Here is a 20,304-nt window from a genome sequence, read left to right as displayed (position 1 = left end):
CTTCGTCTTCGCTTTTGCCCGCCGATTCCAGGCAGAAATCCAGGCTCTGGGACAGGAATCGCATCATCAGGTCGCGGAAGGGCGTCTTGTCGCCGACCGACCAGGCCCGCTCGACGAGGTCCAGATACAGGCCGCGGTCGTCGGCCTGGACCACAACCGGCGGGTAGCCGGCGCGGTTCAGGATCAGATTGCACAGCAGCAGCGCCGTCGCCCGGTTGCCGGCATGGAAGGGGCGGATGGCGCTCAGCCGGTGATGAGCCTCGAAGGCGGTGTCGGGGCCGGCGTCCGACTTGCGCATCCAGGTCGACAGCGCCGACATCGACACGCGCAGCTTGGCCGGGTCGGGTGCGGTTTCCGCCGGGTCGTCCTTCGGCGGACCGTCGCGGTACTTCCCGGCCTCGTCCTCGATCCCGCGATAGAGCACGGCATGAAAGGCGGTGACGGTGCGTTCGGTGACGGCGCCTGACGGATCGAAGGACAGGCGGGCCATCAGTTCCAGCGCCGCGCGGTGGTTCAGGACGAAGCGCTGCTCCTCCACCCCGCGGTGGCGCAGGATGCTGCCGCGCTCCAAGATCGCTTTGACGTCCGCGCGCTTGAGCGGAATCTCCTCCAGCGCCGCGGCGGCGACGGTCAGATCCAGCTCGAACCGGTCGGCGATGCCATGCACGACCTCCTGCGGCAGGGGACGCGCGGCGTCCAGCGCCCGTTTCTTCTCCGCGATCTCGTCGAGCAGGGCCATCGGTCACTCTGTCGCTGGGCAGGGGACGGTTTGTCGCGATGCGCATCTTGCCGCGCCCCCTGCGGGGATTTGCCGCTTGGACGGGCACGGTTGCCGGTTTTAGGATCCCTGTCAAGATGTCCACAACCCAGCCATGGCCGGCCGCAACCGCCTCAGTTCGCGGGATGTGCCTGCGATCGCGGGTCGCGAGGGGGGAGATCGTTGCGATGAGCTACGTCGTTTGGGACAAGTCCATGAGCGTCGGCGTGCCCGTGCTCGACGACGAGCACCGGCGCCTTCTCGACCTGTTCAACGGCCTGCTGGAAAGCGGCATCACCCCCGCCAACCGGGAGGAGCTGTCCAGTCTGCTCGCCAGCCTCCGCGACTATGTCGCCGTCCATTTCGCACGGGAGGAGGCGATGATGGAACGCTGCGGCTATCCCGAACTGGACGGCCACCTCGCCGCCCACCGCTATTTCGCCGACGAGGTGGAAAAGCTGGCCCGCGATTTCGACGGGGACAATCCCACGATGCTGCGCATGGACCTGATCCTGCTGCTGAAGGATTGGTTCGTGGAGCACATCCAGCAGACCGACAGCCTGTACAAGCCCTATGTGGTGGAGAAGGTGTAGGGCGTAAGAGTCCCCTCTCCCCCCCGGGGAGAGGGTTAGGGTGAGGGGGGCGCGTCGCGTGCCTTCAATCTATTGAAGCGCGCTTCGGCTATCCCCGAATCCTCTCTGTGCATCCCCCTCACCCAGCCCTCTCCCCGGGGGGGAGAGGGTTACCGGGGCGGGAGGGGGCTCTTGCACTCTTTTGCCTGAACTCACTGCTTCGCGGCGGCCTTCTGCTCCGGCAGACCCTTGTCCAGCTTGGCCTGGATGGCGGCCTTGTCGGTGTCGTCGTCGGCGCTGCGCAACGCGCGCATCCACTGGAATCGGGCTTCATTGCGGCGGCCGGCCCGCCAATAGGCATCGCCGAGATGGTCGTTGATGGTCGGATCGACCGGCTTCAACTCCACAGCACGCTCCAGCTTGGCGACTGCGGCCTCATAGTCGCCCAGCGTGTAGAGCGCCCAGCCCAGGCTGTCGACGATGTAGCCGTCGCGCGGGCGCAGTTCCACCGCGCGCTCCACCATCGCCCTGGCCTTGTCCAGATGCTCGCCGCGGTCGATCCAGCTGTAGCCAAGGAAGTTGAGAAGCGACGGTTCGTCCGGCCGCAGCTTCAGCGCCGTCTGCAGGTCGGCTTCGGCCTGCGGCCACTGCTTGGTCTTCTCGTAGCACATGGCGCGGGCGTACAGCAGCGGCCAATGCCGCTCCTGCGGCGTGCCGATCCGCTCCAGCGCCGTGGTGTAGGCGGGGATCGCCTCGGCATAGCGCTTGGCGTAGCGATAGATGTCGCCCAGGCGGGTGATGGCGTCGGTGCGCTCCGGCCGTTCGGCGGCCAGATCCTTGAGGATCGCGATGGCCTCGTCGTTGCGCTCCATGCGGGCGAGGCTGTCGGCCTCGCGCATGCGGGCGGTCCAGCCCAGCAGCGGGTCCTTCTCCAGCTTCTTGTAGGCAGCCAGCGCCTCTTCATGGTGGTCGCGTGACGCGGTGATGTCGCCGATCATCAGATGGGCGAGCGCCAGATCGCCGCGCAGGTGCAGCGCGATGCGGCCGAACAGCAGCGCCGGCTCGTCGGCATTCTCATGATGCAACGCGCTGCCCAGATCGAACAGCGCTTCGGCAAGGCCGGAACGGGCATCCGGGACCGGGTGGGTGTCCGACGGGGCGTTCGCCATCGCGGCCAGCGCCGGCTCCACCAGCAGCCCGTCGGGGTTGCTGCCCTGGAAGGCCTCGTAAAGCTTGCGCGCCTCGTCCTTGCGGCCGGTTCGGGTCATGAAGCTGCCGACGATCTGCACGACGCGCAGCGGCGCGTCCGTCTCCGTCACCTTGGCGTAGTGGGCCGCCGCCTCGTCGTTGCGACCGGCAAGATCGAGGATCAGCCCGGCATGCAGGTTGTAGAGCGCTTCGAAGCCCTGCACGCCGGACAGCGGCTGCAACGCCGTCAGCGCCTCGTCCGTCTTGCCGCGGGCCGTTGCCAGCCAGGCGCGGGTCAGCGGCGTCAGGAAGCGACCGAGTCCGTCGGTCGGCAGGCGGGCGGCATAGCCGTCGGCTTCGTCCAGCTTGCCCTTGGCCAGCGCGTCGGCGGCCAGCAGGGTCAGCGCCATCTGCGGCTCGCCTTTTTCATCAAGCAGCCGGCTGGCGTAGCCGATCGCCGTGTCTATCCGGCCCTCGCCCAACCGCAGCAGGAAGGTGCGGCGCAGCAGGGCGGGGTCGTCCGGATCGGCGTCCAGAGCCTGTGCGGTGAAGCGCGCCGCCGCCGTCCAATCATCCTGGTGCTGGGCGTAGCGGCCGGCCAGATAGCTGCCGGTGGCGGAACCGGTGCCGTCATCCGCAGCCGGGCCTGCCCCCGGCCCGGCGGCAAAGGCCGGCACCAAGGTGGTCCCGGCCATCAGAACGGCCAGGGAGATCGGCTGCAACCGGCGTCGCACACTCGTCATGCTCTCGTCACCTCGTTTTCCGAGTCGCTATCCCATCATTTTCGGCAGGGCGCGGGCAAGAGACTTTCGTGCGAGTCCCCTTTTCGCAACCGCTACCGCCACTCCCGCCGCACCTGTTCGATCCGCTCCGGGCGCAGGATGTCGGTGGCGTGGGCGTCCATGTGGGCACGGAGATGTTCCGGCATGCCGGGCGAAAGGGTGGCGCCCTCCACCGACCAGCGGGCCATCCAGGACAGGGTGCGCAGCCATGTCAGACGGCGCAGCGGCTTCAGCCAGGGCCGCACCTCGTCGGCGAGGTCGCCCGGAACCGCGATGGCCCAGGCTTCGATGAAGGCGTCGACATCGGCCGGGGCCAGTTCCGCATTCACCTCCGGATCCCATTTGGTCGAGGTGTAGAGGCTGGCATGGGCGAGATCGCTGGCCGGGTGGCCGTATTGCAGCTTTTCCAGGTCGGTGAACCACGCCTTGCCGTGGGTGTCGATCAGGAAATTGCCGGGATGCACGTCCACCCCCACCGCGGTCAGCGGCATCGGGGTTTCTCGCGGCGGGGCAAGGTCGCCGGCGCGGGCGGCGCCAAGCTCCTCCGCGATCAGCGCGCGCGCCTCGGTGGACAGATTGGCGCGGTCGAACCATTCCGCCTGTCGTTCGACCTGGGCCAGCAAGGCGGCGACCGGATCGGGCGGGGCGGGAAGCGGCTCAAAGAAATCCGGCGGCGCCATGCGGTGCAATGCCGCCAGCGCGCGGGCAATGGCCGGCATGTCGTCGGGCAGGGTGGGGGTGCGTCCCTCCACCTCGCCCACCACCAGGGCGCCGAGCGGCAGCCCCTCTCCCGGCGGCAGCAGGCCGGCGAAGCGCGGGGTGTGGCCCGACGGCTCGGCCCGCTGGAAGGCGGTGGCCTGCCGCTCCAGCGCCGTCCAGGCGTCGAGGCCGAGCTGGCTCCAGCGCGGGATGCGGGCGACCAGCCGCCGGCCGCGCAGTCGCACATGGTCGTGGGCGACGCCCTTCAGCGGCATAGGCTCCAGCGCGTCGGCGGGCAGGTCGGCAAGGCGCGGAAGCCTGGTCAGCGCGGCGTGCAGGGCCGTCAGCGAAAAGCCGGCCAATCCGCTCATGCCAACTCCGCTCACGCCATATGCTCGCGCAGGCGGGGCATCAGCTCCACGAGGTTGCAGGGACGGTGGCGGTTGTCGAGCTGCCAGACCAGGATGTCGTCCCAGGCATCGCGGCAGGCGCTGGGCGAGCCGGGCAGGGCGAAGATGTAGGTGCCGTTGGCGACGCCGCCGGTCGCCCGGCTCTGGATGGTGGAGGTGCCGACCTTGGCATAGCTGAGATAGCGGAACAGCTCGCCGAAGCCGGGGATCGCCTTTTCATAGAGCGCCTCAACCGCTTCCGGCGTCACATCGCGGCCGGTGACGCCTGTGCCGCCGGTGGTCAGCACCACGTCGATCTGCGGATCGGCGATATAGGCCTGGACCTGCGCGCGAATCGCCGCGATGTCGTCCTTGACGATGGTCCGGGCGGCGACCTTGTGCCCGGCGCCGGCGATCCGCTCCGCCAGCGCATCGCCGGAACGGTCGTCGGCGGCGCTGCGGGTGTCGGACACCGTCACCACGGCGATGTTCACGGGAATGAAGGGGCGGTTCTCGTCGATCTTCGGCATGGCGGCAGGCGTGTCCTCATGTCGGGCCGGAGCCCGACAAGGGGGCGCCGGCGGTCAGGGTGTCGGGCTGGCCTCTCCCCGCTCCGCCACCGTTTCCACCGCGACGGGGGTCGCCGGCTTCACCGCGGGCAGCGAGTCCGGACGGGTCGCCACCTCGGTCGGGCGGGCCTCCACCGCGGTGTAGGTCGGCCATTTCCCATCGGCGACGGCGGTGAGCGACGCGGTCTCCTGGCCCAGCCGCAGCCGGTAGATCCAGAAGTTCGCCATCACCTTCTCCACATAGTCGCGTGTCTCGCCGAAGGAAAGGCTTTCGATGAACAGCAGCGGGTCGGTGATGTCGCTCAGGTCGCGCCGCCAGCGCGCCAGATTGCCCGGGCCGGCGTTGTAGGCGGCGGCGGCCAGGAACAGGTTGCCGTCGATTTCCGGCATGCCCAGCAGTTCCGACAGGTAGCGCTGGCCCAGCTCCATGTTGCGGGACGGATCGAACAGCGCGTCGCGGCTGGCGTCGTCGCTGCCGATGTCGGCGTTGCGTTCACGCACATGCTGGGCGGTGCTGGGCAGGATCTGCATCAGCCCGGTCGCCCCGGCGGAGCTGACCAGACGCGGGTCGAAGCGCGATTCCTGACGCATCACCGCGAAGACCAGCGCGCGGTCCAGCGCGAAGCCGTCGCGCGGCTTCCAGTGCGGCAGCGGGTAGAGCGCCGCGGCATAAGGCGCGCCGTCCGGCCCCGCCACCGCGTTGCCCAGCCGCAGGGACAGCGAGGCGACGCCGGCGCGGTCGGTCAGCGCCACCATCGCCTGTTCGACCAGCTGGTCGCCCTGCGGATCGATGCGTTGCAGCTCCATTCCCGCCAACTCGCGCTGACCGGCCTGGAGCAGGGCGATGGCGCGGGATCCTGCCGGCTTGGCCGCCATCGCCGCCAACTGGCGTCCGGTCAGTTCCGGCGCCTGCCAGTGCACCTTTTCCAGCCCGTCCATGGTGCGCAGCGCGATCAGCCCATAGAAGGTGTGCGGGTAGCGGGCGGCCGCGGCCAGATGCTCGGCCGCCTCCTTCTCCTTGCCCGGTTTGCGGGCCAGCGCCCGGGCCGCCCAATAGTCGGCCGCCGCGGCCTTCCAGGGGGAACGGGGGCCGGCCGCGGCCATGCCTTCGAAGTGGCGGGCGGCGCGGTCGGTCTGCTTCAGCCGCCAAGCGGCGAGCCCGGCGATCCAGTGCGCTTCCGGCAGCATGTCGCCCGACCGCGCGGCGCTGGCCGAGGCGAGAGTCAGCGCCTGCGCCGTCTCGCCGGAATAGAAGAGGGATGCCGCGATGCGGGCGCGGGCGGCGTCATACTGCACAGTGTCGAGCTTGCCGCCGAACTCGTCCTGGCCCAGCAGGCTCAGGGCGGCGGCGGTGCGGCCGGAGCGCAGCAATTCCTCCACCCGGGCCACCGCCGCGCGGTCGCTGCGGGCGCGGGAAACGGTGCGGCTGCGCGGAGCGACGGTGACGCTGTCGTCATCGTCATCTTCGTTGCTGGCGACGGTGCGCAGGCCGCCCAGCCGTTCCAGCGATCCTACGAGGCGCACGCGCTCCTCGCCCCGCGGCGGCTTCGGCGCACGCTGGCCGGCGGGCTGGCGCTTCTGGGCCAGGCTGTGGACCCGCTCCGCCCCGGCGAGGTCGCCGTAATCCTGCATCCAGCGGGCGAGTTCCTCGTAGCTGGCGCGCCGGTCGGGGTGGAGATAGCGCTGGCGCAGGACGTAACCGACCAGACGGCGGTCCTTCAGCTTCGCCATCTCGGCATCGGCGGCGTCCCAGTCCGCCCGCTCCTGCGCCGCGAAGATGCGGCGGTAACGGGCGGCATCCTCCTCGTCCAGCTGGACGGCGCGGGCATCGGCATCGGTCGCGAGCAGAAGCGGGACGCCGGCAGGGTCGGGGGCCTCATTCACCGTGGGGGCCGCCAAGGGGGTGCCGTCGGCGGGCTCGGGGGCTGCAATTTCGGGGAGCCCCGCGGCCGGATCGCCAAGCGATTCGCCGAAAACGGAGCTGTCGGGGTCAGGCACGGAATCCCCGCCGGGCGGGACGACGGCGTGACCGTCCGGCGCGTGGATGATGAGGGCGGCGCAAGCGGGCCGGAACCCGACCGCGCCGTCGGGTCCCAGGGTGAAAGCCACCGTGAGACCCAGCACCCCCAGAAGGTTCCGCCGCAGCGGGGCCGCGCTCGCGGCCCGGTATGCTGCACTGCAAAATATCCGGAGCATGGCTCCGGGATACCCCACGACCGCGCGAACCGCAAGCAACGGATTCGCACGGAATGTGTCATGGCTGGTATTCGGCAGATGTTACAACGGCTTAACAAGCCTGGAAAAAAGGCTCTAGCCCGTTGGGAAGGTGCCTTTCGGCATGGGTTGATGGCATTTGTGCTGCGCGGCGACCGCAGTCATACGAACGATTTAGCCGGCGCTGCCACATCGCTTTTAGTCTTGGGAATACTTGATGCCTTCTTCGCCGATCCTTTGCTGCAACGCAAGCATGTCCCGCCACGCTTCCCGCTTTGCGATAGGATTGCGCAAGAGGTACGCCGGATGGAGCATCGGCATCAGCGGAACCGCTGTTCCCGCGACTTCATAGGTCTTCCACTGCCCGCGCAGGCGGGTGATCCCTTCCGCCCGGTTCAGCAGGGTCTTGGCCGACACCCCGCCCAGCGCCACCAGCAGCTTCGGCCGCACCAGTTCGACATGTCGTTCTAGAAAGGGCAGGCAGGCGGCGATTTCCGCCTGGGTCGGGCTGCGGTTGCCGGGCGGGCGCCAGGGCAGGATGTTGGCGATGTAGACCTTGCCGCGGTCCAGCCCGATCTGGGCCAGCATGCGGTCCAGCAGCTTGCCGCTGACCCCGACGAAGGGCTTGCCCTGCCGGTCCTCGTCCTCGCCCGGCGCCTCGCCGATCAGCATGACCGGCGCCTGCGGGTTGCCGTCGGCGAAGACGGTGTTCATCGCGGTGGCTTTCAGCGGACAGCCGTCGAAGCTGCGCAGGGCCGCTTCCAGCGCCTCCAGCGTCTGCGCCTCTCCGGCCCTGGCACGGGCCTGGATGCCGGCCTCGCTGGCGCCCAGCGGCTGGTCGGGGGAGGCGAAGAGGGCGGCCGGACGTGCGGAGGCGGGGGGCGCAGGGGCGGGTGCCCGAGTCGGTGCGGGGGCGCGCGCCATGGCGGCATCGGGTGCCATGCCGGCCGCGGGTGCGCCCGAAGGCAACGCCCGCGCCGCCGGCCGGGCGGTGAGGGTGGCCCAGTCGGTCGGCTCGTCACCGATGGCCTCGTCGCAGCCGATGTCGGCATGCCAGCGCAGCGCGTCTAGGATGTCGCATACGTCAATCATCGTTTGACCTTACCACAGATCGTGTGGTCTTACATGTCCAGATACCCAATTTGGGTGCGGCGCAAACCGTGCTACAAGCACGCGCCCGCAAAACACCATAGGGCGTCCCGAGGGAAACAGTACCAAAACAAGACGGTGGGGGAGTGTGGTGATGGAACGCGAACCGCGCGAGGTCATGGAATACGATGTTCTGATCGTCGGCGCCGGCCCGTCGGGCCTGAGTGCGGCGATCCGTCTGCGGCAGCGCGCGGTCGAAAGCGGCCAGGAGCTTAGCGTCTGCGTGATCGAGAAGGGGTCGGAGGTGGGCGCCCACCTGCTGTCCGGTGCCGTCTTCGAACCGCATGCGCTGGACGAACTGATCCCGGACTGGAAGGAAAAGGGCGCTCCCCTCACCACCAAGGCCCAAGAGGATCATTTCCTCTTCCTGACGGAAACGAAGGCCTACAAGTCGCCTTTCGCCCCGCCGCAGATGAACAACCACGGCAACTACATCATCAGCCTGGGCAATCTGGCCCGCTGGATGGCGACCCAGGCCGAGGAGCTGGGGGTGGAGATCTACCCCGGCTTCGCCGCCGCCGAGGTGCTGTATGACGACAAGGGTGCGGTGAAGGGCGTCGCCACCGGCGACATGGGCATCGGCAAGGATGGCGAGAAGACCGGCAACTACACGCCCGGCATGGAGCTGCACGCCAAGCAGACCATCTTCGCCGAGGGCTGCCGCGGCTCGCTGACCAAGACCCTGTTCGAGAAGTTCGACCTGCGTCGCGATTGCCAGCCGCAGACCTACGGCATCGGCATCAAGGAACTGTGGGAGGTCGACCCGTCGCAGTCGAAGCCGGGCCTGATCGTCCACACCATCGGCTGGCCGATGGACCCCAAGACCTATGGCGGGTCTTGGCTGTATCACATGGAAGGGAATCTGGTGTCGGTCGGCTTCGTCGTCGGCCTCGACTACTGGAACCCGCACATGAGCCCGTTCGAGGAGTTCCAGCGCTACAAGACCCACCCGGCGATCCGCCCGACCTTCGAAGGCGGCCGGCGTCTGGCCTATGGCGCCCGCGCTTTGTCGGAGGGCGGCTTCCAGTCGATCCCGAAGCTGACCTTCCCCGGCGGCCTCCTCATCGGCGACGGCGCCGGCTTCCTGAACGTGCCGAAGATCAAGGGCAACCACACCGCAATGAAGTCGGGCATGGTCGCGGCCGAGGCGGTGTTCGACCACCTGACCGGCGGCAACGACAATGGCCCGGAGGTCATCGCCTATCCGGAGCGGCTGAAGCAGTCCTGGGTCTGGCCGGAGCTGTATGCGGTGCGCAACATTCGCCCCGGCTTCCAGAAGGGCTTGTGGGCCGGTCTGGCCAATGCCGCCTACGAGACGGCGCTGAAGGGCAAGTCGCCCTGGACGCTGAAGCACCATGCCGACCACACCACCCTGGTGAAGGCCAGCGAGGCGCCGAAGATCGCCTACCCCAAGCCGGACGGCAAGGTCAGCTTCGACCGCCTGTCCTCGGTCTACCTCTCCAACACCAACCATGAGGAAGACCAGCCGCCGCACCTGACGCTGAAGGACAAGTCGGTCCCGATCAGCGTCAACCTGGCGCTCTACGACGCGCCGGAGCAGCGCTATTGCCCGGCCGGCGTGTACGAGATCGTCCGCAACGACGACGGCAGCGACCCGCGCCTGCAGATCAACGCGCAGAACTGCGTCCACTGCAAGACCTGCGACATCAAGGACCCCACCCAGAACATCAACTGGGTCGTGCCGGAAGGCGGCGGGGGACCGAACTATCCGGGCGGCATGTAAGGAGCTTTTGCCTCTCCCTCTCCCGCGTGAGCGGGGGAGGGTTGGGGAGGGGGCAAGGCCGACAGTCGGGTGCCGGTTGCGCCGGGGGCCACTCCTATCTATAAGGCAGGGGGTAACCTTTCTGCGACGGCGCGATGATCGTTTCCTGTCCGACCTGCTCGACGCGCTACACCCTGTCCGACGAGTCGCTCGGCCAGGACGGCCGGAAGGTTCGCTGCGCCCGCTGCGGCCACACCTGGTGGCAGATGCCCGACCGGCCGGAACCCGATGAGGTGGTTCCCGATGCGCTGACTGAAATCCGGCCAGCCACTTCTACCAAGCTCGCCACCAAGGCTGTAGCGAAGACCAAGGTCAAGCCGCCCAAGGCCCCGCGCGCCAAGCCGGCGCGCAGCACGGTGATCGGCTTCGCCCTGCTGGGATTGCTGGTCGCCGGGGCCGCTGCCGGCGCCTATTTCGGCCGTGACGCCATCGTCCGCAGCTGGCCGCCCGCAGCATTGCTCTATGACACCCTCGGCATGCCGGCCGAGCCGCCGGGCTTCGGGCTGGAGTTGCGCAACATCCGTTCCGAACAGAAGATCGAGGGCGGAACCGCCGTTCTGCTGCTCGACGGCGAGGTCGCCAACGGCACCGAGGTCGAGCGCACCCTGCCGCCGTTGCGCGTCATCACCTTCGGTCCCGAACACAAGCTGCTGCAGAGCTGGACCATCGAGCCGTCGGCCGAGACCCTGGGCCCCGGCGCATCGGCGAACTTCCACCACAGCCAGCCCGATCCCGGCCCGGTGACCGAGGTGACCATCACCTTCGGCGGCCCGCCCCCGGGAATGGAGCCTCCAGCCGCCGAAAAGCCGGCCGAGAAGGCTCCGGAGAAGGCAGCCGGTCACGCCAAGCCGGCGGCGGACAGCCATGCCGCTCCGGCCAAGGCATCCGGACATTCCAGCGGCCACTGACCCGTCCCGAATCCGGCGGCATCACCGCTCCGGAATGCCGTATTTCCGCAGCTTGTTGGCGATCATCGTGTGCGAGGTGTTCAGCCTTGCGGCCAGCTTCCGGCTGGACGGGAAGCGCGGATAGAGCCGGCGCAGCAGCGTCCGTTCGAATCCCTCCACCGCATCCTCCCAGCTGTCCGCCTCTTCCGCCGGCACCCCGGCCGACTGCATGCCGGCGCCGGCCAACTCCAGGTCTGCGGCGTCCAGCGCGCCGCCGTCGCTCATGGTCATGGCGCGGAAGATGACGTTCTCCAACTGGCGCACATTGCCGGGCCAGCGGTTGGCGAGCAGCGCCGCCGCAGCAGCCGGAGTCAAACGACCGGGCGGCCGGCGGGCCTGCGCCGCGGCACGTGCGATGAAATGGCGGGCCAGCAGCAGGATGTCGTGGCCGCGCTCGCGCAACGGCGGGACGCTCAGCGACAGCACGTTCAGGCGGTAGAACAGATCCTCGCGGAAGCTGTGGTCGGCGACCATCGCCTCCAGCGAGCGGTGGGTGGCGCTGATGACGCGGACATCCACCTTCTGCTCGCGCTCGCCGCCCACCCGGCGGAAGCTGCCGTCGTTGAGGAAGCGCAGCAGCTTTGCCTGGAGATAGGCCGACATCTCGCCGATCTCGTCCAGGAAGACGGTGCCGCCATGGGCCAGTTCCAGCAGGCCGGGCTTGCCGCCGCGCTGCGCCCCGGTGAAGGAGCCGGGGGCATAGCCGAACAGCTCGCTTTCCGCCAGATTCTCCGGCACGGCGGCGCAGTTCAGCGCCAGGAAGGGCTTGTCGCGGCGCGGGCTGGCGCGGTGGCAGGCATGGGCGATCAGCTCCTTGCCGGTGCCGGTCTCGCCCAGGATCAACAGTGGCGCCTCCATCGCGGCGACCCGCGCGGCCCGCGCCTTCAGCGCCCTGACCGGCGGCGATTCGCCGAGGATGCGGTCGAAGCCGCCCTCATCGAAATTCTGGATGGCGTCGAGCCGCTCGCCCAGACGTGACGGGGTGAACAGGGTGATGACGGCGCCCGCCGCCTCGACATCGACGATGGGCGTCACCTCCAGCAGGAAGGGCTGGCCGTTCAGCGTCACCTCGCGGCCCGACATCCGGAAGCCGCCGGTGGTCAGTTCGCGCGTCAACCCCGGCTCGCCGAAGAGTTCGCCAATATCAAGCCCGGCGAGGCGCGACTCCGGCAATCCCGCGACCTGGGCCGCGGCGGTGCTCGCCACTACGACACGCCCGGTACGGTCCACCGCCAGCACCGGGTCGGGCAGGGCGGCGAGCAGCGCATCCAGATGCAGCCGCCGCCGTGTGCCCGGCAGCATGTCGATGGCTGCCACCGATCGCACCCCGGCGATGGTGCGCAGCGCGTCGGACAGGGCCGGCAGCGCCGCCGGGTCCAGGCCGGGCGCGTCGATATGGATCAGCGGCGGGTCGACCTCGACGCCGACGACGTTGAGGCGGCGCAGCGCCAGCACAGCGAGGATCTCATGGGCGATGCCGACACGGTCGGTGAAGGTGACTTCGATGCGCATGAGGGTGGTGAGAATTCTGGAGTGGAGGGTTCGAAGCCATCACTGTACACAATCCGTTACGCCGTATCAAAATCTTTACACCCCTCCAAACTCCTGATCTTCAACGATCCGTCTCCGAAATACCCTCCCCCTGTAAACATCTGAATACACCCCAATCCCCGCCATTCCCCCCGCACCACAGCAAATCCGCCATTTTTGCCTCTGGCACACAGTTTGCGATCCACTCCCCCAAGCGAAGTCATCCATCCCCTTGGGAGCCAGTCTCATGCGCGTGATCGTTCTGGGCAGCGGCGTCATCGGTGTCACCACCGCCTATTATCTGGCGCGCGCCGGGCATGAGGTGACCGTCATCGACCGTCAGGCCGGTCCGGCGCTGGAGACCAGCTACGCCAACGCGGGCGAGGTGTCGCCGGGCTATTCCGCTCCCTGGGCGGCGCCGGGGCTGATGCTGAAGGCCGCCAAGTGGATGATGATGAAGCATTCGCCGCTGGTGATCCGGCCGAAGCTGGATCCGGCGATGTGGTCCTGGTGCCTGAAGCTGCTGGCCAACGCCAACGAGGCGAGCTACCAGCTGAACAAGAGCCGCATGGTGCGCGTCGCCGAATACAGCCGCGACTGCCTGAAGGCTCTGCGCGCCGAAACCGGCATCACCTATGACGAGCGCACCCAGGGCACTCTGCAGGTCTTCCGCACCCAGAAGCAGATGGACGCCGCCGGCTACGACATGGCGGTGCTGGAGCGCTATGGCGTTCCCTACAGCCTGTTCGACCGCGACGGCCTGACTTCGGTCGAGCCGGCTCTGGCCCATGTGAAGGACAAGCTGGTCGGCGCGCTGCACCTGCCGGGCGACGAGACCGGCGACTGCTTCCAGTTCACCAACAAGCTGGCCGCCTATGCCGCCAAGCGCGGGGTGGAGTTCCGTTACGGCGTCTCCATCCGCGGCCTGGAGAGCGACGGGCGCAAGATCACCGGCGTGCTGACCGACCAGGGCACGCTGACCGCCGACAGCTACATCGTCGCCATGGGCAGCTATTCGCCCAAGCTGGTGAAGCCGCTGGGCATCGACCTGCCGGTCTATCCGGTAAAGGGTTATTCGTTGACCTTGCCGATCACCGACGCCGCCCACGCGCCGGAATCGACGGTGATGGACGAGACGCACAAGATCGCCGTCACCCGCCTGGGCGACCGCATCCGCGTCGGCGGCACGGCGGAGCTGTCCGGCTTCGACCTGACCCTGCGCGAAAGCCGCCGCGGGCCGTTGGACCATGTGGTCAGCGACCTGTTCCCCAACGGCGGCGACCTGTCGAAGGCGGAGTTCTGGACCGGTCTGCGCCCGAACACGCCGGACGGCACGCCGATCCTGGGGCCGACCCACATCCGCAACCTGTATCTCAACACCGGCCACGGCACGCTGGGCTGGACGATGTCCGCCGGCTCCGCCCGCGTGCTGGCCGACGTGGTCAGCGGCCGCCGGACCGAGATCGACATGGACGGGCTGAGCGTCGAGCGCTACGGCCGCAAGCCGTCGGTGGCGGTGTCCCGCCCGGCCACTGTCCGCCCGGCCTGACCTGAATACGACACCCGCGCCGCCCGGCGGACGCGGGTCATCGCCAGCTCAAGAAGGGCGGCGTCGGTGATCTCGGCTCCATCCAGCCGATGTCGCCCACGCCGCCCTTCGCATTTCTCCACCCGGTGACCGAGGCGCCTGAGATGCAGGATCGCCTCGTAGAGCCGGGTCGCCGGCTCGTTGGTTGAGCGGGTGGTCATGGATGAACCACCAGAACGACCAGCCGCTTCGGGCCGTGGACGCCGTAGGCCAGCGTCTGCTCGATGTCGGCGGTCTTGCTGGGACCGGACACCAGCAGCGCGTTGGTCGGCATGTCCCGCGCCCATCCCTGTTCGCGTATGGCCTGCAGGAAGGTGTCGTAAAGGGCGTCGGTGCGCAGGATTGCGACGTGGATGTGCGGGACCAGCGAGAGCGTGCGCGGTTCGTCCGCCGACGGCCACAGGATCAGGCTGCCGGTTTCGGCGATCGCACCGCGGGTGGTGGTCAGGCCGGCCTCGATGGACTCGAACAACTGGGGCTTGATGTCTTCGAAAGGGCGGTCGTAGGGGATGAGAACCGGACCCGGCGCAGATCCCCTCTCCCCCCCGGGGAGAGGGTTAGGGTGAGGGGGATTCGTGGCGGGACCTTCGGGAGAATCATGCGATGCTTCCCCCTCACCCCGACCCTCTCCCCGGGGGGGAGAGGGGGATTCAGCCTTCCACCCCTCGACCAGCCGCTTCCCCGCCTCCGTTGCCGGAGCGTAGAGCAGCGACCCCACCCCCTCCCGCGCCAGGAATTCCCGCAGCACCACCGGCCAGTCGGCCTCCGTCGCGTCGAGGAACTCCGTATGCACCGCCTCCATCAGGCGGCGGATGCGGGGCAGGCGCTCCTCAGGTGCCCAGTGCTTCGCCTCAATCGACGCGAAGTCCGACGGGGGCGGCGTCAGCGGATGGGCGTCGCGCGTGGTGCGAAGCTTCGTCAGGATCGAGTTGCGGGCGTCAGACATCGGGAATCCCCTTGGCGCGGGCGAGGTCGTGCAGGGTGCGGCCGGCGAAGCGCGGCTTGGTGCGGACGCTCGTCCACTCCTTCAGCATGGGCAGCGACGACGGCGCCGCGTTGCCGAGTTTGCTCATTGCCAGCGTGGCGATGCGGTAGGCAGTTGGGGAGGCGTTCATCGCCGCCCAGCCGCTCCACACCATCGATTCCGCACGGCTGGCCTTGGCGCCGCCGTCCTTCACCGCCCCGCCGGGTTTCACCGCCTCGACCCGCAGACGCCCCATGATCTCGACGATGGGGATCTTCACCGGGCAAATCTCGACGCAGGCGTTGCACATGGTGCAGGCGTGGGGCATGGCGCCGCGCTTGGCCAACCCCTCGATCTGCGGCACCAGGATCTTGCCGATCGGGCCGGGATAGGGCGCCTCATAGGCATGGCCGCCGACCTGGGTGTAGACCGGGCAATGGTTCATGCAGGCGCCGCAGCGGATGCAGCGCAGGGTGTCGCGCAGTTCCGGGTCGGCGTAGATGCTGGAGCGGCCATTGTCGAGGATGACCAGATGCACCTCGCGCGGGCCGTCCTTCTCGCCGTCCTTGCGCGGGCCGGAGATCATGTTGACATAGGTGGTGATCGGCTGGCCGGTGGCGGAGCGCGGCAGCAGGCTGATGACCGGCGGCACGTCCTCCAGCTTTTCGACCACCTTCTCCAGACCCATGAAGGCGATGTGGACCGGCGGCACCGTGGTGCACATGCGGCCGTTGCCCTCATTTTCGATCAGGCAGAGGGTGCCGGTCTCCGCCACCGCGGCGTTGACGCCGGACATGCCGACGTCGGCGGCCTGGAACTTGGCGCGCAGCACCCGGCGGGCGAGGTCGGTCAGATAGGCCGCGTCCTCCCGGCTTTCGGCATCCTTGATCTTGCGCTTGAACAGATGGGCGATCTGCTTCGTGTTAAGGTGGATCGCCGGCATGATGATGTGCGACGGCATGGTGCCGTCCAGCTGCACGATGTATTCGCCGAGGTCGCTCTCCAGAACCTCGATGCCGTCCTTTTCCAGCACGGCATTCAGGTGCATCTCCTCCGTCACCATCGACTTGCCCTTGACCACCAGCTTGGCGTTGGCCTTGTGCAGGATGTCGAGCGCGATGGCATTGGCCTCGTCCGTCGTGGCGGCCCAATGGACGGTGATGCCGTTGCGGGTGCAGTTCTCCTCCAGCTTCTCCAGCAGTTCCGGCAGTTTCGACAGGGCGCGCAGCCGGACCGAGGCGGCAAGCGCCCGCACGCCATGCCATTCGCCCGTGTCAGAGAACTGGGCAGCGCGCTTGGTCATCAGCCCGTCCATGGCGCGGCGGAAATTGCCGCGCAGCTGCGGGTCGGCCAGCGCCGCGCGCGAGGCGGCGGCGAAATCCGGTGCATTACCGTCCATGGATGCGCTCCTTCAGGAACTGGGCGATGTGCTGGCCGCGCGCGGCCTTGGCGCCGGCCTCCAGCGCGCCGGTGATGTTCAGCAGGCACCCGCAATCGCCCGACACCACGCGGGCGGCGCCGGTGCCCTCGATGTCCGCCACCTTGTCGCCGACCATCGCGGCGGAGATCTCCGGATGGCGTACGGCGAAGGTGCCGCCGAAGCCGCAGCATTCCTTCTCCCGCTTCAGCTCCACCAGCTCGACATTGGCGAGCTGGCGCAGAAGCGCCTTCGGCTCCTCCACCACGCCCATCTCGCGCTGGGCATGGCAGGAGGCATGCCAGGTGACGCGCACCGGCTCTCCCTGGTCGGTGAGTTGGACGTCCAGCACATGGACCAGGAACTGGGTCAGCTCCCACACGCGGGACGCCACCTGCACCGCCTTGGCCTCGTCCGGTTCGCCGCGGAACAGGTCGGGCCAGTGCTTCTTCATCATGCCGGCGCAGGAGCCCGACGGCACGACGATGGGATCGTCGCCGGGGAACAGGTCCAACTGGGCGCGGGCGACCTTCAAGGCGTCGGCGCGATAGCCGGAGTTGTAGGCCGGCTGGCCGCAGCAGCTCTGGCCTTGTGGGAAGACGACGGTCAGGCCCTGCAACTGCAGCAGCTCGATCCCCGCCATCCCGGCGTCCGGGAAGAACAGGTCGACGAGGCAAGTGCCGAAGTAATAGACGCGGGTGGGTTTGGGGGTGGGGGGCTGATGATCCATGAACGTTTCCTCACCGTCATAATTATTGCCCCCACCCCGACCCTCCCCCGCTGGGCGGGGGAGGGGGACAGGAGCTTTGTTCGGTGTTCAGCGGCAGTCCCCTCCCCCGCCCAGCGGGGGAGGGTTAGGGTGGGGGCAAGTGCCCCTCTCAGAAAGCCACCTCCGCCACCCGAGCCGTCTCCTCCACCTTCGCCGTCGCGCAGGCGTCGACCAGATAGGCGATCGACCGGTAGGGGACGCCAGCTTTGTCGGACAGGCCGATCTCGCAAGTGCGGCTGGTGGAATAGCCCGACGCGCAGCCTTCCGGCACCGATGCCGGCAGGTGGCGCAGCGCGTGGGCGTTCAGTTCCGGCGTGGTGAAGCCCTTGTCGCCGGCGAAGCCGCAGCAGCCAACGTCGGGCGGGATCACCACCGTCTCGGCGCAGGCTTTCGCCACCGTGGTCAGGGCGCCGTCCAGCCCCATGCGGCGGGTGGAGCAGGTCAGGTGCAGCATCACCGGCTCCGCCGTCCTGGCGATGTCCAGGCGCGGCAGGGCGAACTCGCTGAGGAACTCCGCCACGTCGAGGATGCGCAGGCCGGCATCGGTCAGGCGCTTCTTCAGGCGCAGGGCGCAGGGGCTGGTGTCCATCACCACCGGATACCGGCCGCCTCGGCTCGCCTTCGACAGGGCCGCCAGCATGGCGTCGGCCTTGGCGTCGGCGGCTTCGATCAGCCCCTTGCTCTCCAGCGGCATGCCGCAGCACTGGCCATCCGCCGCCTCCGGATAGAGGATGCGGAAGCCGGCCTTGCGCATCACCGACTCCACCACCTGTGGAAGCGGGCGCTGCTGCGGATCGGTCGCCGCGGGTCCCATGGTCCGGCTGACGCAGCTGGGGGCGTAGACCACGGTCGGCAGGTCTTCGCTGGTGAGAATGTCCGCCTTCGGCGAGAAGGTCGCGGATGTGGGCATGTTGCGGGGCAGAACCGGCAGGTTGCCGCCGGTCAGCACACGGGCTGCCGCCTGAGTGGCGCCATGGCCGATGGTGCGGCGGGCGAGGTCGGCCAGACGCAGGCCGGTGCGGGCGAGGCGCAGCGTGCCTTCCATGTGGTCGGCGACCAGCGTCCCCGCCTTGCGGGCCATGCTGCCGCGCCGCTCGCCGCGCATGGATTTGATCAGAAGCCCGGTCTCGATTCCCACCGGACAGGCGGTGGCGCACAGGCCGCAAGCCGCGCAGGTGTCGATGCCCTGATACTCATAGGCGGCACTGATCTCGGCCAGACGTCCGGCATCGTTGCCGGCCGCCGCCAGCCGTGCCATCTCGCGCCGGCCGACGATGCGCTGGCGCGGTGACAGGGTGAAGCGGTGGGAGGGGCAGGTCGGCTCGCAGAACCCACACTCGATGCAGGTGTCGACCAGCGGGTCGGCGGGGGGAAGCGGCTTCAGGTTCTTCAGATGGGCCTGCGGGTCGCCGTTCAGGATGACGCCGGGGTTCAGCAGCCCATCGGGGTCGAACAGCCCCTTGATCTCCTTCATCAGCCCATAGGCCTGCGGACCCCATTCCATCTCGACGAAGGGGGCCATGTTGCGGCCGGTGCCGTGCTCCGCCTTCAGCGAACCGTCATAGCGGGTAACCACCAGCACGGCGACATCATCCATGAAGCGGCGGTAGCGGTCGATCTCTTCCTGGGTGTCGAAGGCCTGGGTGAAGACGAAGTGCAGGTTTCCTTCCAGCGCGTGGCCGAAGATGATCGCCTCGTGATAGCCGTGGCGGACGAACAGTTCCTGCAGCTCGCGAGTCGCTTCGGCCAGCCGGGGCAGGGGGAAGGCGACGTCCTCGATGATGACGGTGGTGCCGGTCTGGCGGATGGCGCCGACCGCCGGGAACAGGCCCTTGCGGATCTTCCAGAAGCCTTCGCAGGCCTTGGCGTCGGTGGTGAAGCCGGTGTCGCCGATGGTGACGCAGTCGGCCAGAACTCTGGCGATCTCCGCCACATTGGCCTCCAGCGCCGCTGCGCTCTCGGCGCGGGTCTCCACCAGAACCGCCGCCACCTCGGGGCCGAAGCCGCGGATCTGCGGCGGCATGCCCGGCTTGTCCTGGATCGAGCGGAGGGAGGCGCGGTCCATCAGCTCCGCCGCATCGACCGGTGCCGCTTTCAGCAGGGACACCGCGTGGCAGGCCTCGCCGATGTCGGGGAAGAACAGCAGGGCGCTGGCCTTGTGCGGATGCTCCGGCACGGTGCGCAGCGTGATGGCGGAGATGAAGCCCAGCGTCCCCTCCGACCCGATCATCAGGTGCTGGAGGATGTCGACCGGGTCTTCATAGTCCACCAGCGCGTTCAGGCTGTAGCCGGTGGTGTTCTTGATGCGGAACTTGTCGCGGATGCGGCCGGCCAGCGCCTCGTCCGCGCGGGTGCGGGCGCCGAGATCGGCCAGCCGGCCGAGCAGTGCGCCATGGCTGTCGCGGAAGCGGCTGCGGCTGGCCGGATCGGCGGTGTCCAGCACCGTGCCATCAGCCAGAACCAGACGCATCGACTCCAGCGTGCGGTAGCTGTTCTGCGCGGTGCCGCAGCACATGCCGCTGGCGTTGTTGGCGGCGATGCCGCCGATCTTGGCGGTGGCGATGGAGGCCGGATCGGGACCGATCTTGCGCCCCAGCGGGGCCAGCCGCCGGTTCGCCTCCGCCCCGATCACGCCGGGCTGCAGGGTGACGGTGGCCGCCCCCGGACCGATGCTGCAGCCACGCCAGCCGTCCCCCAGCACCACCAGCACGCTGTCGCTGACCGCCTGCCCCGACAGGCTGGTGCCGGCAGCGCGGAAGGTCACCGGCACCGTGTGGCCGCGGGTGATGCGTAGCAACCGCACCACCTCCTCCTCCGTCTCCACCAGCGCGACGATCTTCGGGATCAGCCGGTAGAAGCTGGCGTCGGTGCCGTAGGCCAGCGTGCGCAGCGGGTCTGTCACCAGCCGGGCTTCGGGAATGACGGCCAGAAGCTCGGCCAGCACGCGGTCGTAGGGGGCGGCCAGGGGGAGGGACGGCATCGGCAGC

Annotated in this window: 16 protein-coding genes; 4 read left to right on the top strand and 12 right to left on the bottom strand. The window is 68.7% G+C overall.

Going from position 1 to position 20,304, the window contains the following annotated elements; translation table 11 throughout:
* The coding region (locus TSH20_RS08195) for a Fic family protein (RefSeq protein ID WP_109074272.1) at positions 1–739 on the bottom strand (739 nt) is incomplete at its 3' end.
* Between the two features lie 206 nt (positions 740–945).
* Between TSH20_RS08195 and TSH20_RS08190 the strand changes: the two genes are divergently transcribed.
* Positions 946–1,350, top strand: a complete 405-nt coding sequence (locus TSH20_RS08190) for a bacteriohemerythrin (RefSeq protein ID WP_109074271.1) — start codon at positions 946–948, stop codon at positions 1,348–1,350.
* 191 nt (positions 1,351–1,541) lie between these two features.
* On the opposite strand, the gene TSH20_RS08185 is transcribed toward TSH20_RS08190, so the two are convergent.
* From TSH20_RS08185 to TSH20_RS08165, 5 genes are all read right to left on the bottom strand, one after another.
* The gene (locus TSH20_RS08185; RefSeq protein WP_109074270.1) at positions 1,542–3,260 is read right to left on the bottom strand and encodes a tetratricopeptide repeat protein; all 1,719 of its coding nucleotides are present in this window, start codon (positions 3,258–3,260) and stop codon (positions 1,542–1,544) included.
* Positions 3,261–3,352: 92 nt separating this feature from the next.
* Positions 3,353–4,369, bottom strand: coding sequence for an aminoglycoside phosphotransferase family protein (locus tag TSH20_RS08180; protein ID WP_109074269.1), 1,017 nt, complete (start codon positions 4,367–4,369; stop codon positions 3,353–3,355).
* Between the two features lie 11 nt (positions 4,370–4,380).
* Positions 4,381–4,917 (bottom strand): molybdenum cofactor biosynthesis protein B, encoded by a 537-nt coding sequence (gene moaB / locus TSH20_RS08175; RefSeq protein ID WP_109074268.1) that lies wholly within the window; start codon positions 4,915–4,917, stop codon positions 4,381–4,383.
* A 54-nt stretch (positions 4,918–4,971) separates the two neighbouring features.
* Positions 4,972–6,954 carry a lytic transglycosylase domain-containing protein gene (locus TSH20_RS08170; protein WP_247871712.1) on the bottom strand — a complete coding sequence of 661 codons (1,983 nt, stop codon included), beginning with the start codon at positions 6,952–6,954 and terminating at the stop codon, positions 4,972–4,974.
* A gap of 414 nt (positions 6,955–7,368) precedes the next feature.
* Complete coding sequence (locus tag TSH20_RS08165) at positions 7,369–8,262, bottom strand: uracil-DNA glycosylase (RefSeq protein WP_109074266.1); 894 nt, start codon at positions 8,260–8,262, stop codon at positions 7,369–7,371.
* 151 nt (positions 8,263–8,413) lie between these two features.
* Between TSH20_RS08165 and TSH20_RS08160 the strand changes: the two genes are divergently transcribed.
* Together TSH20_RS08160 and TSH20_RS08155 are read left to right on the top strand one after the other, a co-directional pair.
* Positions 8,414–10,063, top strand: coding sequence for an electron transfer flavoprotein-ubiquinone oxidoreductase (locus tag TSH20_RS08160; protein WP_109074265.1), 1,650 nt, complete (start codon positions 8,414–8,416; stop codon positions 10,061–10,063).
* A gap of 134 nt (positions 10,064–10,197) precedes the next feature.
* A complete protein-coding gene (locus TSH20_RS08155; protein WP_109074264.1) occupies positions 10,198–11,010 on the top strand; it encodes a zinc-ribbon domain-containing protein in 813 nt (270 codons plus the stop codon).
* Positions 11,011–11,031: 21 nt separating this feature from the next.
* Here the strand turns inward: TSH20_RS08155 and TSH20_RS08150 are convergent, their stop codons facing one another.
* Entirely contained in the window at positions 11,032–12,561 is a 1,530-nt protein-coding gene (locus TSH20_RS08150) for a sigma-54-dependent transcriptional regulator (protein WP_109074263.1), read from the bottom strand.
* A gap of 265 nt (positions 12,562–12,826) precedes the next feature.
* On the opposite strand from TSH20_RS08150, the gene TSH20_RS08145 reads away from it, so the two are divergent.
* A complete protein-coding gene (locus TSH20_RS08145; protein ID WP_109074262.1) occupies positions 12,827–14,128 on the top strand; it encodes a D-amino acid dehydrogenase in 1,302 nt (433 codons plus the stop codon).
* Here TSH20_RS08145 and TSH20_RS08140 read toward each other — a convergent pair.
* The 5 genes from TSH20_RS08140 to TSH20_RS08120 form a co-directional block, all read right to left on the bottom strand.
* A complete protein-coding gene (locus tag TSH20_RS08140; RefSeq protein ID WP_109074261.1) occupies positions 14,071–14,328 on the bottom strand; it encodes a hypothetical protein in 258 nt (85 codons plus the stop codon). The two genes, TSH20_RS08145 and TSH20_RS08140, sit on opposite strands and share 58 nt — an antisense overlap.
* A complete protein-coding gene (locus TSH20_RS08135; protein WP_109074260.1) occupies positions 14,325–15,113 on the bottom strand; it encodes a lactate utilization protein in 789 nt (262 codons plus the stop codon). The genes TSH20_RS08140 and TSH20_RS08135 overlap by 4 nt, the downstream gene beginning before the upstream one ends.
* Positions 15,106–16,530 carry a LutB/LldF family L-lactate oxidation iron-sulfur protein gene (locus tag TSH20_RS08130; protein WP_109074259.1) on the bottom strand — a complete coding sequence of 475 codons (1,425 nt, stop codon included), beginning with the start codon at positions 16,528–16,530 and terminating at the stop codon, positions 15,106–15,108. The genes TSH20_RS08135 and TSH20_RS08130 overlap by 8 nt, the downstream gene beginning before the upstream one ends.
* Entirely contained in the window at positions 16,520–17,278 is a 759-nt protein-coding gene (locus tag TSH20_RS08125) for a (Fe-S)-binding protein (protein ID WP_109074258.1), read from the bottom strand. Before TSH20_RS08125 ends, TSH20_RS08130 begins: the two co-directional genes overlap by 11 nt.
* Before the next feature lie 148 nt (positions 17,279–17,426).
* The gene (locus tag TSH20_RS08120; RefSeq protein WP_109074257.1) at positions 17,427–20,297 is read right to left on the bottom strand and encodes an FAD-binding and (Fe-S)-binding domain-containing protein; all 2,871 of its coding nucleotides are present in this window, start codon (positions 20,295–20,297) and stop codon (positions 17,427–17,429) included.
* Positions 20,298–20,304: the final 7 nt, after the last annotated feature.

Origin of the sequence: Azospirillum sp. TSH20, from assembly GCF_003115935.1 — a bacterium.
GTDB lineage: Bacteria > Pseudomonadota > Alphaproteobacteria > Azospirillales > Azospirillaceae > Azospirillum.
This window is presented reverse-complemented; position numbering and strand designations above follow the sequence as displayed.